Raw genomic sequence first — 13,014 nt, 5'->3', positions numbered from 1 at the left:
ACCTCCGGGCGGAAGGGATGGCAGGCCGGTACGGGCTCCAAAGGTCGGCGCGAGGCGCGCTGCGCCTGGACGAGGGGGACATACCCGGTCCGAACCCGTCGAAATATTCCTTGACAAGAATATGCGTTGCGGAGAATGCTCGGGCCATGGAAGCAATCCTCACCGCACTGGCCGATCCCGCGCGCTGGCGGCTCGTGTGCCTGCTCGCCGAGCGGCCCCGGTCGGTCGGTGTCCTGGCGCAGCTGGCCGAGGCGCGCCAGCCGCAGACGACCAAACATCTGCAGACTCTGGAGCGCGCAGGCATCGTCACCTCCCAGCGCACCGGACAGCGCCGCATCTACGCGCTCAGGGCCGCACCCCTGCGTGACCTGGCGGCGGTGCTCGGCCGGCTTGCCGACACCGTTGAGGTGGACGGTGGCCCGCGCGCGACCTACGACAGATACGGGATCGGACTCCGTACGGAGCGGCTCGCCGCGGACGCGCCGGGGTGGGCCGACGGCCGCTCGTTCGGATTTCAACGGTCACTGGCCGGGGGCCCCGAGCAGGTCTGGCGCCATCTGACGGAGGCCTCCCTGCTCGCCCGGTGGTGGACGCCCGACGGCCTCCGCGTCTCCGAGCTCCTCTTCGAGGCACGAGAGGGCGGCCGGATCGTCCACGAGTACCGCGACGCCGAGGACGCGGACGGATCCGACGCGGTCGCAGGGCGTGCGGCGGGAGTCGTCGAAGAGGTGCGCCCCGGAGAGCGCCTTGCCTACCGGCTCTCCCCGCTGCTGCCCGACGGCGGTCCGGCCTTCACCGCCCTCGTCGACTTCGGCCTGCGGCCCACCGGGGCCGGCACGGATCTCGACGTGCAGTGGCGGATCACCGACAGCACCGTCGACTCGGCCGACTTCATCGCCGGGATCGAGATCGGCTTCGGCCAGAGCCTCGACAAGCTCGCGGCGGCCCTCGCCGCGGACGCGCCTGACACCGACGACACTCCCGTTGATGCAAGGAGCACGACATGACGGAGCAGACCGGCGGCCGCCGGGTCGTCACCAACATGAGCCTCTCCCTCGACGGCCACTACGCCCGGCGCGATCCGCGGGACATGGGCTGGATGATGCCGTACGCGCACACCGACGTCGCCCGTGACCACCTGGCAGCCCTCCACGCGTCGGCGACGACGGCCCTGCTCGGACGGGTCAACGCCGAAGGGTTCCTCGGTTTCTGGCCCACTGTCATCGGTACGGAAGGTGTCGACCCTCGGGACGAGGCCTTCGCGAAGTGGCTCGTCGGCACCGACAAGGTGGTCCTCTCCTCCACTCTCGACGGTGTGCCCTGGGAGCGGACGGCGATCGTCGACAAGCCGGCCTCCGACGCGGTCGCGGACCTCCGGTCGACCGAGGGCGGCGACATACTCGTGCTCTCCAGCGCGAGTGTCGTCAAGGCGCTCCTGGCGGCCGACGAGGTCGACAGGCTGGCGCTCACGGTCCTTCCGGTCTTTCTCGGCGACGGACCGCGCCTCTTCGACGACGGTCTGCCCGCCGCGCAGTGGGACCTGGTCAGCCAGACAGCGGGGGAGCACGGCACGTTGGCCCTCGTCTACGACCGGGTGCGCTGAGGCGTACGACCGGGTGCGCTGAGGTGGCCCGGTCGACGTGACCTGGGTGGCGAGCCGTCGCGGGGGAGGGACCCCGACCCGCGTCGGAGTCCCTCCCGCATGCCGGGACGAACCGGTGTGGCTGATTCCGCCCATGGTGGTGCGGTACGGCGGGAGGGGTCGTGGGAGCCGGGAGCCGGGAGCCGGGAGCCGGGAGCAGGGGCAGGAGCAGGCGCTGTAGCAGTCGCAGTTGCAGTCGCAGTTGCAGTCGCAGTTGCAGTCGCAGGGCCGGTGTGCGCCCCGGTTGCCGGGCGAATCCTGGGATGGGCGCGTTCTGCGGTGTTCTGCTGCCAAGGAGGGGACTGACGGGTCCGTGTGGGGTGACGGTCGCGGACAACTGCTTTCTCGAATCGGTGACGCGTGCGCATCACCGAGAGCGCAGGTGTGCAGACCGTCAAGGAGGACGGCGGGGGTTGCCGGCACACTCGCTGGTCCGTGCGAAGGGAGTCTGTGCGGAGGGGCAGCCGAGCGGAGGGGGGACCCGGAGTCGGTGCACTGGTCACCGGCCGGTCGCTCGCCCGTTGGGAATTGGTCCGGTCACGTCCGGCACTGTGGGTGTGCCGGTGCCGGTGCCGGTGTCGGACGAAGAAGAAGCCGGGCCCGGCTACGGCGTGGTGAGCGTGATGACGTCGGTGGTGAAGACGGCGCGGTCGTTCTGCCGGCCGGTGACGCGCACGGCCGGCGCCTCCACGGGGCCGGGCTGAAGCGTGGTCTCGATCAGGAGCGGAGCGCGGAGTTCGGCGTAGTTGTGGAACTCCGTGACGAGAGTCGTGGTGAGGGGGTTGGCGGGGACGTGGTGGGCGTGGGTGGCCTGGCGTGCGGCCTCTACCAGGACCATGCCCGGGTAGTGGTCGCCCCCGTGGTCGAACAGGACCGGGTGGCAGGGGTCGGGGTTGAGGAGCCAGCGGTGGGCGTCGCCGGTGGGGGAGAGGACGACGTCGAAGGGGTGGAGCTTGCCCACCACGCCGGGCAGGGCGAGCACGTCGGGGTGGGGCCGTCCGAAGGGGTCTGCCGCGGGCGGGAGCGGGTCGCCGCTGATGCCGGCGGCGCGGAGCCGGCGGTAAGTGGCGGGAGTGAGGCAGGTGAACCTCCCGCCGCCCGCGGCGTAGGGACGGCCGTCGTCGCCCGTGATCGTGATCTGCATGCGGAACTCCGCCAGACGTATCCCCTTGCGGACCACGTCGGTGCAGGTCGCGTGCAGGGTGAGATCGGTCGGAAGCGAACCGATGGACATCTGTTCCGGGTGCGTGGTGACGGTGAGGTCATGTAGGAGGAAATGGTGCCCGAGGGGGACGCCGAGTTCGGCGTGGGCGAGGTAGAGACCGGTCTGACGAATGGTTTCTGCCGCTTGCAGGGCGTCGTGGTGGGCGCCGTCGGGAGTCGTGAAGAACGTATGGGCCCGGGGCCACTGCCCGGTGAGGGCGTAGTTCGCGTCGTCGCGTCTGCGGCAGCCGGTGAGGAAGACCTCGGCGTGGCTCGCCCGGTGGACGTACTCGCGGGGGACGGTGGTGGTGAGGCCACCGGCTGCGACGAGCCCCGCCGACGTGGCGTGCGGCGTGAGAGGCCCGGTCGACATGGCCGGTATCAGCGGTACTTCCGGTGTGGAACGCCCGTTGGGCGCGGTGGAGTCGTGTGCCGGGTGAAGGGTCAGAAGGGTCATCGCGTGCCGCCTCTTTCCGCGTCTGCGCAGGAGTGGATGGGACGGTGCAAGAAGTTCAGAATCGATAAGATACGGACCCACCGGTTTTGTTTTCAAGGCATTTTGATGATCGGTTCTGGCGGGAACCGGACGGTGCTCCGCCGGTTAAAGCGGCGCAACCCCTTCCGCTACGCGCGGGTGTGGCCGCACCGGGCGACCGGCCGACGAGGGTGAGCAGTCGCGAGGTCTAGGCCTTGCAAAAACCACCCGTGCGGTTTTATTCTGAGGGTGAGGGCGGCATGATCTTCGGCTCGCGACCGCTCGACCGCCGACCAGGTGAGCCAGGAGACGCCGTCCTTCGGTGTGCAGGTGCCATGGGAGACCGGGGGCGGGGAATCCGGTCGGGCATGGAGCCAACGACCATGCACACGTGGCGTGTTACCGCCCTGTTCGCACTCGCTCCCCTCGTCGTCGCGTGCGGCGGGGGAGACGAGGGGCACGGTGCCTCACCGGTGAGTGACGCGCGCCCCGCCCTGACCCGCGGTGCGCATCTGGTGATCACCACGGAGAACGGCGTACGCCTGCGGCCCGCCGACGGCGACACGGTCGGCGTCGACCGCCGCGTCCGCGGCCACTGGTCCCACCGGGACGACACCTGGGTGCTGGACCTGTCGTGCCCGGCCGACGACGACCGCCACCGGGAGTGCCCCCGCATGCCGGAGATCGACGTCCCGGCGCACACCCCGGTCAACGTCACCGCCCGCAACGCCGGCATCGACGTGGCCGGCATCTCCGCGGGCCTCGATCTGACGACGGTCAACGGCGATGTGAGCGTGAGCCGTTCCGGCGCACGGGGCGCCGAGGTACGGCTGGCGACCCGCAACGGCTCGGTGCGTGCGCAGACCCTGCGCGCCGGACGGCTGCACGCCGACACGGTGAACGGTGACGTGGTGATCGACTGCGGCACGTCCCCGTCGAGCGCCACCGCCGTCACCACGAACGGCTCGGTCCGTGTCACGCTGCCGCACGACGCCCCCGCCTACCGGGTCTCGGCGACCACGGACAACGGCCGTCCCTCGGTCAAGGTCCCGACCGACGGTGCCGCGCACGGCCGCAGCCTCAAGCTCTCCACGGTCAACGGCGACGTCACGGCCGCCCGCGCGTAGGGAGACCGTCGAGGCATCTCCGCCGCGCCCCGTCGAGGCGGGCCCCCTGCGCAGGCCCGCCCCGGCGGCCGGCCTACGCAGGCCCGCCCCGGCGGGCCGGGGTTCTCCCGGGTCCGCGGATGCCCCGAGTGCCGTTCAGCTGACCGCGCCGTTGTCGACGGCCATGGCCCAGGGCTCGGGCCCCGTACCGTCGCTCCACGCCTGGAGTGCCTCTCCGTCGAGGCACAGGATCCCGCACTGCGCGGCGTACTCGACCGCGGGCGCCGTGAAGTCGCTGGTGGCCACCACCGCGGCCACATCGGCGCCGTGCACGGTGTAGCAGGTGCCGCCGAAGCGTTGCATGTCCTGGGAGCCGACCCTGTTGGTGTCGCAGTAACGCTTGCACTGGATGATGACGCGTCGCCCGTCCGGCGCGGTGGCCACCACGTCTGCGCCCAAGTCGCCCGCGCCGCCCACGACTTCGACGTCCGAGCAGCCGTCGCGCTCGCACAGGGCGGCGACCGCCTGCTCGAACTCGTCGGCGTCCAGGGCGTCGTAGTCGACACCTTCTTGTCCGGTGCCGGGAAGAAGCCCGGTCACGGCGGTGACCTCGGTGCCGAGGGGGAGAGCCGGTTCGGGAACGGGCAGGTCGTCGACCGGTGCCGGGGCTCCGGCCGGCATCGGCGGGCCCAGCGGCGCGGTCTCCAGGGTGTGCAGGGCGGCCGCGGTGCCTTCGTCCAGTGCGACGGCGGCCCGGCGCGCGGCCCGCCTCGCGGAGAAACGGCGACGGCCGCTGCGGAAGGCCACCGCGACCGGCAGGCCGACCAGGCAGAGCACGACGGCCAGCACCGGGCGCCGCTCGAGGACACCGACGGCCACCTTGGCGGTGAACCCCAGGACGGCGATGGCGACGGCCAGCAGGCCGAAGGACAACGCCGTGGACCGCAGATCAAACTTGCGGCGACCGCTCATCGGCGGTATTCGGCGCACGGGTGTGGCCATGGGCGCGTTCCCCTCTCCCGGACAGTACGAAGATCACTTCTGTCGTCTGCCCAAGATCAACGAGTTCAGCGCGACAGGTCACATCGCTTCTGTCGAGGCCTGCTTGACGAGAGGTCAGATGCAGACGCGGCCTGTTGGGGTGAAGGGCGAAAGGGGGGCGAGTGAGGCCGGTGCCGCTCGCTGACGGCCGAGAAGGAGAGGCGGGTCCGCCTGGCTCGCCGCCGCTTCGAAGTCCCCGGACGCGGCCTGACCCTCGCTCGGCGGCCCCGGACCGGGGCCGCCGAGCGAGGGTCAGCCGCTCAGCCCGCCGTCTCGGGGTGCTGACCGGGGCCGTCGCTGTGCGGGGACAGCGGAGTGGGGGACAGGTCGGTGGGTTCCTCGCCGCGCTCCAGAAGCGTGTCGGCGGCACCGATGATCAGAGGGTCGGCCGTCCCTATCGCCTCCGCGTCCTTCGCCGCGTAGTCGCAGCGCAGCAGGAGATGGCGGATCGCCTCCAGCCTGCCCCGGCGCTTGTCGTTGGTCTTCACCACCGTCCACGGCGCATACGGTGTGTCCGTCGCCCGGAACATGGCGACCTTGGCCTCGGTGTAGGCGTCCCACAGGTCCAGCGAGGCCAGATCGGTGGGGGACAGTTTCCACTGCCGTACCGGGTCGACCTGCCGGATGGCGAAACGCGTGCGCTGCTCGCCGCGGGAGACCGAGAACCAGAACTTGATCAGCACGATTCCGTCGTCGGTGAGCAGCTTCTCGAAGACCGGGGCCTGGGCGTAGAAGTGCCGGTACTCGGCAGGGGTGCAGAAGCCCATGACCCGCTCGACGCCCGCCCGGTTGTACCAGGACCGGTCGAAGAAGACGATCTCTCCGGGACCCGGCAGGTGCGGGACGTACCGCTGGAAGTACCACTGCCCGGCTTCCCTCTCGGTGGGCTTGTCCAGCGCCACCACACGGGCCCCGCGGGGGTTGAGCCGCTCCGTGAACCGCTTGATGGTGCCGCCCTTGCCCGCCGCGTCCCGCCCCTCGCACACCACCACCACGCGCTGTCCGGTCTCCCGGACCCACTTCTGCAGCTTGAGCAGCTCGATCTGCAGAATGCGCTTCTGCCGTTCGTAGGACCTGCGTCCCAGCTTCGAGTCGTACGGGTAGTTCTCACGCCAGGTGTCGAGGGGCTTGCCGTCACCGTCGAGCAGTACGGGCTGCTCGGGGCGCTCCTCGTCCACACGGAGACCGGCGAGAAGTTCCGCTCCGGCGGGCGTGTCCGCCCGCTTCGCGGCTTCCGAATGCGGCCTCACCGGATCAACCACGGACTGGGTACCTTCCTGCTCGCGACATCGGCTGCTGCACCCGCCGAAGCCCGGTGCGAGGACCGGACCGCGGCGGAACAAGGACCTCTACCAGTTCAGAATGGCATGCGGCTGCGCGCCCGGCGTCCCGTGGACCCGCTGTGGCCGACCGCCTTGGAGCTGCTCCGGAACGGCTTGCTCAGCCAGCGGCCGAGTCGGCCCGGAGCCTTGCCCGCGGCCTGGGAACCGGCTCCGAGGGTGCGCTGCGTGCCGCGCTCGGGATGCCGTGAGAGCCGAGGCACCAGAAAGGCGAGAACGAGCAGAACGACGCACACGGCGACGATGGCGAGGACGACCATGACACACCTCGGGTCTTGAATCGGACGGGGTGACCGCCTGCCCCGCACTCCTCCGGCGCGTCGCCGGGGACGGCGGAGTGAGCGCACGACGGCTGCCCCTCTGGGGTCTTCCGCGTGCCCGCTGCCAGGCCCCTCATGCGTGGTCCGGCGGAGTCGGCGTCCGGCCCGGTGGCCCGGTGGCCCGGTGACTCAGTGGGTCACGTGAACCACGTGGTGCCCGGGTGCCGCCCGGCCGGGACCGGCGGATGCCCTGGCCTAAGCTGACCGTGGACCCGTCGGGCAGCCGCCGGTGGGACGGGCGGGCGCGACGTGACGATCCGGCCGACTCCCGGGGTGGTGCCCGATTCCGCGGGTACCCGGCCGCCTGCCGGACCCTTTTCACCAGCCGAAGGGACATGATGAGCCAGAACCGCAACCTCGACGGCGTGCCGGAGGGCAGGGCGATGACGCCGGCGGAGTTCAAGGTCGTGCGCGAGTTCCTCGGCCTCACCGAGGAATGGCTGGCCGAGCACGTGGGGGTCTCGCCCGCCACGGTCGAGGAGTGGGAGCAGGGCTTGGAGCACGTGCCCGGTGCTGTCCGGGCAGCCCTCGGGGACCTTGACCGCCTGACCGGGGAGTTCGTCGGCAAGGCGGTGGCGGGCCTCGCCGACCTCCCCGAACCCGGCATCGTCACGTACCGGAACGATCTCGAATACCGGGCCGCGCACCCGGAGTCCGAGTATCCGGCGAGCTGGCACCGGGCGGTCGTCGCGCGGGTCGCCCAGAAGGTCCCGGGACTGTCCATCGCGTACGCGACCGACGTGGTGTCGGACGACGTGAAGGTCTCCGCCCAGTAGCGGCGTCCCCTCGTACCGGCGGACGCGAGCCGCCCGCCCGCACTGCGGGCGGGCGGCTTCGTGGTGTCCGGCGAGCAGACGGGGCAGGGCGCACCGGCGGAGGCCCGCTCGGGCCACGTACCGGAGCGGGCCGACCTGGCGGAACCGGACGCCGCACCGCACCGAGGCGGGAGAGAATGGGGACCGGACCCCGCACCGCACCGTGGCGGGAGAGAATCACGGCATGAAGACGACCGCACGGGCGCTCAACCGTGCCACGCTCGCCCGGCAACTGCTCCTGCGGCGCGAACCGTTGGACGTCCTGGACGCGGTGCGACGTGTGGTGGCTCTGCAGGCCCAGCAGCCCGCCTCTCCGTACGTGGCGCTCTGGAACCGGCTGAGCGACTTCGACCCGGCCGCCCTCGACACGGCCCTGGCCGGTCTGCGCACGGTCAAGTCGACGCTGATGCGGCTCACCCTGCACGTGGTCCACGTCGACGACTACGTGGCCTTCCGCGAAGCCATGGAGCCGACGCTGCGCGGATCCAGACTCGGGGACGCCCGCTTCACCGGCGCCGGGCTCACCGCCGACGACGCCGGCCCACTCGTCGAGGACCTGCTGAAGTACGCCGACCGGCCGCGTACGGCAGCCGAGTTGGGGAGCCGGCTCACGGAGCGACGGGGGGCACCGGTGGAGCCGGGGGCGCAGCGGATGCTGCGGCAGTACGCGCCGCTGTGGCACGCGCCCACCGGCGGGCCCTGGTCGTTCGGCACCAGACCGTCGTACGTCGCGGCGGGCAGCCGCCCGGTGCCGGCGGACCCCGCCGCTGCGGCCGAGGGCCTGTGCGTCCTGATCCGCCGCTACCTGGAGGGCTTCGGACCGGCGTCCGTGGCCGACATGGCGCAGTTCGCGCTGGTCCAGCGCTCCCGGGTCAGGGCGGCGGTGGAGTCCCTCGCCGACGAACTCGAGGTACTGCAGGGCCCGGACGGCACGGCCGTGTTCGACCTCCCCGGCGCGCCCCGGCCCGCCGAGGACACCGCCGCCCCGCCCCGGCTGATGGCGATGTGGGACAGCGTTCTGCTGGCCTACGCCGACCGCAGCCGCGTGGTCCCGCCCGCCTACCGCAAGCACGTGACGCGTGTGAACGGCGACGTCCTGCCCACGCTGCTGGTCGACGGTCACGTCGCCGGTGTCTGGCGCACCGTCGACGGCGGCATCGAGGCCACCGCCTTCCACCGCCTCCCGGGAGACGTCTGGGAAGCTCTGGCCGCGGAAGCCGAGGCGCTCACCGCCTTCCTCGCCTCCCGGGAGCCCGCGGTCTACAGACGCTACGACCACTGGTGGGTCAAGGGGCTGCCCGCCGCGGAGACGAGGATCCTCCCAACTGCCGTGTGAGTGCGATGAGATGCTGTGCCAGACTACGGTGATCGAAAACACTGGATCCTTCGCGCGCCGGAGCCCGCCATGACGACCGACACACCTCACCCCCCGCGGATAGACACCAGCAGGGCGCATCCCGCGCGGGTCTACGACTGGCTCCTCGGCGGCAAGGACAACTACCCCGTCGACGAGGCCGTCGGCGAGAAGCTTCCGCCCCAGGCGCGGGACGCGGCGCGGCAGAACCGTCAGTTCATGCACCGGGCCGCGGCCTGGCTCGCCGGGGAGGGCATCGACCAGTTCCTCGACATCGGCACGGGCATCCCCACCGAGCCCAACCTGCACCAGATCGTGCAGCGGATGGTGCCGGCCGCGAAGGTCGTCTACACCGACAACGACCCGATCGTGCTGCGGCACGCGGAGGCGCTGCTGATCAGCCACCGTGAGGGCGCCACGGACTACATCCAGGCAGACGTGCGGGAACCCGCGGCGATCCTCCAACGGGCGCGGGCCGTCCTGGACTTCGACCGTCCCGTCGCCCTGTCCCTCATCGCCCTGATGCACTTCGTCCCCGACGAACAGGACGCCCACGGCATCGTCCGCAATCTGGTCACCACCCTGCCGTCCGGCAGCTACCTCGTGCTGTCGCACGCCGCCTCCGACCGCCATCCCGAGCTGGCGGCACAGGTCACCGCCGAGTACGCGAGGGCCGGCATCCAGCTCGGCTTCCGCACCCGCCCGGAGGTGGCCCGCTTCTTCGACGGCACGGAGCTCGTCGAACCGGGCCTGGTCACGGCCCCGGAGTGGTTCCGCACGACTCCGGCGCCCGAGCCCGAGGGCAGCGGCATCTACGCGGGAGTGGCCCGCATCCCCTGACGGACCCGTCCCGCGACCGACGCACTCTCCCCGCAAGGCCGCCGCCATGACCCAACGCCCCTGTCACGTAAGCCACTTGCCGGGCTTGCGGCACCAGGCGCGGGGTACACGGGAAGCCTCGATGCGATGGAGGGGAGCAGGAACATGACGTCACGGGGGACGGACCAGACGTCCGGGCTCGGCGACCTCGAACCCGGTACCCGGCAGAGGGCGCAACTCCGCACACGTATCACCGACATCGCCTGGACGGCCCTGTGCGTCGTCCTGCTGCTCTGGGCGACCTGGAGCGCCGTCGACGCGGCGCGGGGCGTCACCGCCTGGGTCCACTGCGCGGTGGCATGGGTCCTGCTGGCCGTGGCGCTGGGGCTGCGCCTCGCCGCGGCCCGCCGCAAAACGTGGCTCTGAGGCCTGTCCGGAGGGGACGCATCGTGGAGAAGTCCAACACCTTTCTGGCAGAGCACCTCTGGCTGCAGGTCGTCCTGTCGATCCTCGCCGCCGGTGGACTGATCATGCTGGTCAGTCCCGGCGAGTCACCGGTCGCGGTACTGGGGCGCCTCGCCGTCACCTCGGTCGGCGCGGTGATCGTGCTGAGCGTCGTACGGCGCAGGGAGAAGCGTGCCGCGGGCGGTTCGGCGACCGGGCTCGTGTCCCTGGACCAGAAGCTGCGCCGCGGCGAGGTACCGGCGGACCCGGCGGAGCGACAGGCCATGCGGGAGCTCGTCACGCAGCGACTGCACCGCACCCGTCACCGTGTCGCCGCCACCGTCTTCCTGGTTCTGATGTCCGCCTTCCTCCTGGTCGCGACGGCCATGACGGCGGGTCCGCGACAGACGATCGGTTTCTCCCTGGTCGCCGTGGGGAGCCTGAGCTGGATGATCTACGCGGGGAACCGGCAGAACCGGCGGCTGCGGCACATGCGTGACGTCCTGGACGCCTCGCCCGCCGCGGCGGACGCGGGAGCCGGGTCACCGGACCGCCGCTGAGCGGGCGAAAGGCCGTGGCTCGGAGCCGGCCGTGCGGTGGTGAAGTCCGGGGGCCAGCGCGGAAATTCCCGGCGCGGCACCCGACGGGAAGGGGACCATGTGTCCATGCCCTATTCCGGACCTCCCTCGCCGAGCGTGCGGGTGCCCGCGCCGATCACCGCCCTGTCCCGGGGCCGCCCGATCCTGCCGGTGTGGCAGAACGAGCTGGGCGGCCTGACCTTCCGGATCGGCGACGGGCCGGACGGCCTGTTCGCCAAATGGGCCCCGTCGCACTCCGGGCTCGACCTGGCGGCGGAGGCCGTACGGCTGCGCTGGGCCGGTGACTTCACGCCGGTGCCGCGGGTGCGGGAGCAGGGGGCCGACGCCGAGGGGTCCTGGCTCGTCACCCACGGGCTGCCCGGTGACAGTGCCGTGAGTGAACGGTGGAGGGCGGATCCCGGCAGGGCGGTCCGGGCCATGGGCGCGGGCCTGCGGGCCCTGCACGAGCGGCTGCCGGTCGCGGAGTGCCCCTTCAGCTGGTCCGTCGACCGGCGTCTGGCACGTGCTCGGGCGGTGGGCGTCCGGGTGCCCGCGGACCTGCCCGGACCTCCGCCGGTCGACCGCCTCGTGGTCTGCCACGGCGACCCCTGCGCACCGAACACGCTGCTGCACGACGACGGTTCCTGGGCCGCGCACGTCGACATGGGCGCGCTCGGCGTCGCGGACCGGTGGGCGGACCTGGCCGTGGCGACGTGGAACACCCGGCACAACTACGGCCCGGGCTGGGAGGACGACCTCCTCGACGCCTACGGCATCGCCCCGGACCCGCAGCGCACCGCCTTCTACCGACGGTTGTGGAGCGTGACCTGAGGGCCGGCGGCGTACCGGGCCGCCGCCCGTCGTGCGCGTCGAGCCGGCGCCGGGACTGTCAGGCCGGGACGTGCCGACTCCCGTGACGCCTGCTGATGTTCCGTTCGAGAAGCTCCGTGGACGCCTTGACGCTCGCACCGCCGGGCGGGGGCTCCGGGAGCCGTCCGTCCGCGTCCCTGAGACGCGTGAGGGCGTCGTCGATGGCGTCGTGCGCGGCGAACAGGCAGGGCGTGCTGTAGATCGCCACGTCGACTCCCAGCTCCGTCAGCTCGGACAGGGACAGCCGGGGCGACCTGCCGCCGCCGATCTGGTTGAACAGCAGCGGCACCCCGCCGGTCACCTCGCGGATCCGGCGGACGGACTCGACGGTACGCACGCCGTCGACGAGTACGACGTCCGCACCGCTCTTCGCCAGAGCCACCGCGCGGCGCTCGATCTCCGCGTCCTCCGTGGCGTCGGTGCGCGCCACCACCACCATCTCCGTACGGCTGTCGAGCACCATGTGGAGCTTCTCCAGGTATTCCTCCAGCGGCAGGATCTGTTTGCCGTCGGCGTGCCCGCAGCGGCGGGGCCGCTTCTGGTCCTCGAGGATCACCCCCGACGCCCCGGCACGTTCGAGACGCTGGACGACGTGGCAGGCCACCTCGGGGTCGGCGTAGCCGTCGTCGATGTCCACCAGCAGATGGTGCCGGGGGAACGCGAGGCGCAGCCGTTCCGTGAACGCCACGATGTCGGGCCAGGCGATGAACCCGATGTCGGGCAGCCCGTAGTGGGAGGCCGCGAAGCCGAAGCCCGAGACGAACAGACCGTCGTAGTGGCGCGCCGCGAGGGAAGCCGAGTACATGTCGTAGATCCCGATCAGCGGTGTCGTCTCCGCGCCGGCGATGGCCTCACGCAGTCCGAGCCCGTAGCTCATTGACCCTCCGGGGGCAGGCGGCGGCGCACCGCCGCGATGGTGAAGTGCGCGGTGATCTTCGCAGTGCCGCGCATACCGGTGCGAATCGGTGTCACTCGGCCGGACGCGGCACTTTCGGACACCCGCTCGG

At 71.7% G+C, this 13,014-nt stretch carries 14 protein-coding genes; 9 read left to right on the top strand and 5 right to left on the bottom strand.

Features of this window, described 5'->3' with window-relative positions:
- The first annotated feature begins 146 nt into the window (after nucleotides 1–146).
- On the top strand, nucleotides 147–1,007 hold the full coding sequence (locus ACFYP4_RS09660; RefSeq protein WP_388784359.1) for a metalloregulator ArsR/SmtB family transcription factor: 861 nt from the start codon (nucleotides 147–149) through the stop codon (nucleotides 1,005–1,007).
- Complete coding sequence (locus ACFYP4_RS09655) at nucleotides 1,004–1,603, top strand: dihydrofolate reductase family protein (RefSeq protein WP_388784356.1); 600 nt, start codon at nucleotides 1,004–1,006, stop codon at nucleotides 1,601–1,603. Before ACFYP4_RS09660 ends, ACFYP4_RS09655 begins: the two co-directional genes overlap by 4 nt.
- 643 nt (nucleotides 1,604–2,246) lie before the next feature.
- On the opposite strand, the gene ACFYP4_RS09650 is transcribed toward ACFYP4_RS09655, so the two are convergent.
- Nucleotides 2,247–3,302: a ScbA/BarX family gamma-butyrolactone biosynthesis protein gene (locus ACFYP4_RS09650; protein ID WP_388784353.1), complete on the bottom strand. Its 1,056-nt coding sequence runs from the start codon at nucleotides 3,300–3,302 to the stop codon at nucleotides 2,247–2,249.
- A 401-nt stretch (nucleotides 3,303–3,703) separates the two neighbouring features.
- Here ACFYP4_RS09650 and ACFYP4_RS09645 point away from each other — a divergent pair, with 401 nt between their 5' ends.
- Nucleotides 3,704–4,447 (top strand): DUF4097 domain-containing protein, encoded by a 744-nt coding sequence (locus ACFYP4_RS09645; RefSeq protein ID WP_388784350.1) that lies wholly within the window; start codon nucleotides 3,704–3,706, stop codon nucleotides 4,445–4,447.
- A 135-nt stretch (nucleotides 4,448–4,582) separates the two neighbouring features.
- Here ACFYP4_RS09645 and ACFYP4_RS09640 read toward each other — a convergent pair whose 3' ends face one another.
- From ACFYP4_RS09640 to ACFYP4_RS09630, 3 genes are all read right to left on the bottom strand, one after another.
- Complete coding sequence (locus ACFYP4_RS09640) at nucleotides 4,583–5,428, bottom strand: restriction endonuclease (protein WP_388784347.1); 846 nt, start codon at nucleotides 5,426–5,428, stop codon at nucleotides 4,583–4,585.
- Nucleotides 5,429–5,727: 299 nt separating this feature from the next.
- Nucleotides 5,728–6,717 (bottom strand): polyphosphate kinase 2, encoded by a 990-nt coding sequence (ppk2, locus tag ACFYP4_RS09635; protein ID WP_358853300.1) that lies wholly within the window; start codon nucleotides 6,715–6,717, stop codon nucleotides 5,728–5,730.
- A 107-nt stretch (nucleotides 6,718–6,824) separates the two neighbouring features.
- The gene (locus tag ACFYP4_RS09630) at nucleotides 6,825–7,067 is read right to left on the bottom strand and encodes a DUF6411 family protein (protein ID WP_358853244.1); all 243 of its coding nucleotides are present in this window, start codon (nucleotides 7,065–7,067) and stop codon (nucleotides 6,825–6,827) included.
- 395 nt (nucleotides 7,068–7,462) lie between these two features.
- Between ACFYP4_RS09630 and ACFYP4_RS09625 the strand changes: the two genes are divergently transcribed.
- The 6 genes from ACFYP4_RS09625 to ACFYP4_RS09600 all read left to right on the top strand — a co-directional run bounded on the left by ACFYP4_RS09625 (nucleotide 7,463) and on the right by ACFYP4_RS09600 (nucleotide 11,968).
- On the top strand, nucleotides 7,463–7,903 hold the full coding sequence (locus ACFYP4_RS09625; RefSeq protein ID WP_388784344.1) for a helix-turn-helix domain-containing protein: 441 nt from the start codon (nucleotides 7,463–7,465) through the stop codon (nucleotides 7,901–7,903).
- Nucleotides 7,904–8,126: 223 nt separating this feature from the next.
- Nucleotides 8,127–9,278: a winged helix DNA-binding domain-containing protein gene (locus ACFYP4_RS09620; protein ID WP_358851852.1), complete on the top strand. Its 1,152-nt coding sequence runs from the start codon at nucleotides 8,127–8,129 to the stop codon at nucleotides 9,276–9,278.
- A gap of 69 nt (nucleotides 9,279–9,347) precedes the next feature.
- Nucleotides 9,348–10,136, top strand: a complete 789-nt coding sequence (locus tag ACFYP4_RS09615) for an SAM-dependent methyltransferase (RefSeq protein ID WP_388784341.1) — start codon at nucleotides 9,348–9,350, stop codon at nucleotides 10,134–10,136.
- Between the two features lie 144 nt (nucleotides 10,137–10,280).
- Nucleotides 10,281–10,541 (top strand): hypothetical protein, encoded by a 261-nt coding sequence (locus ACFYP4_RS09610; RefSeq protein WP_358851850.1) that lies wholly within the window; start codon nucleotides 10,281–10,283, stop codon nucleotides 10,539–10,541.
- A gap of 23 nt (nucleotides 10,542–10,564) precedes the next feature.
- The gene (locus ACFYP4_RS09605; RefSeq protein ID WP_358851849.1) at nucleotides 10,565–11,119 is read left to right on the top strand and encodes a hypothetical protein; all 555 of its coding nucleotides are present in this window, start codon (nucleotides 10,565–10,567) and stop codon (nucleotides 11,117–11,119) included.
- Between the two features lie 105 nt (nucleotides 11,120–11,224).
- On the top strand, nucleotides 11,225–11,968 hold the full coding sequence (locus tag ACFYP4_RS09600) for a phosphotransferase (protein ID WP_388784337.1): 744 nt from the start codon (nucleotides 11,225–11,227) through the stop codon (nucleotides 11,966–11,968).
- A gap of 58 nt (nucleotides 11,969–12,026) precedes the next feature.
- On the opposite strand, the gene ACFYP4_RS09595 is transcribed toward ACFYP4_RS09600, so the two are convergent.
- Nucleotides 12,027–12,884 carry an oxaloacetate decarboxylase gene (locus tag ACFYP4_RS09595; RefSeq protein WP_388784335.1) on the bottom strand — a complete coding sequence of 286 codons (858 nt, stop codon included), beginning with the start codon at nucleotides 12,882–12,884 and terminating at the stop codon, nucleotides 12,027–12,029.
- Between the last annotated feature and the right edge of the window lie 130 nt (nucleotides 12,885–13,014).

Source organism: Streptomyces sp. NPDC005551, assembly GCF_042871785.1.
Lineage (GTDB): Bacteria > Actinomycetota > Actinomycetes > Streptomycetales > Streptomycetaceae > Streptomyces.
This window is presented reverse-complemented; position numbering and strand designations above follow the sequence as displayed.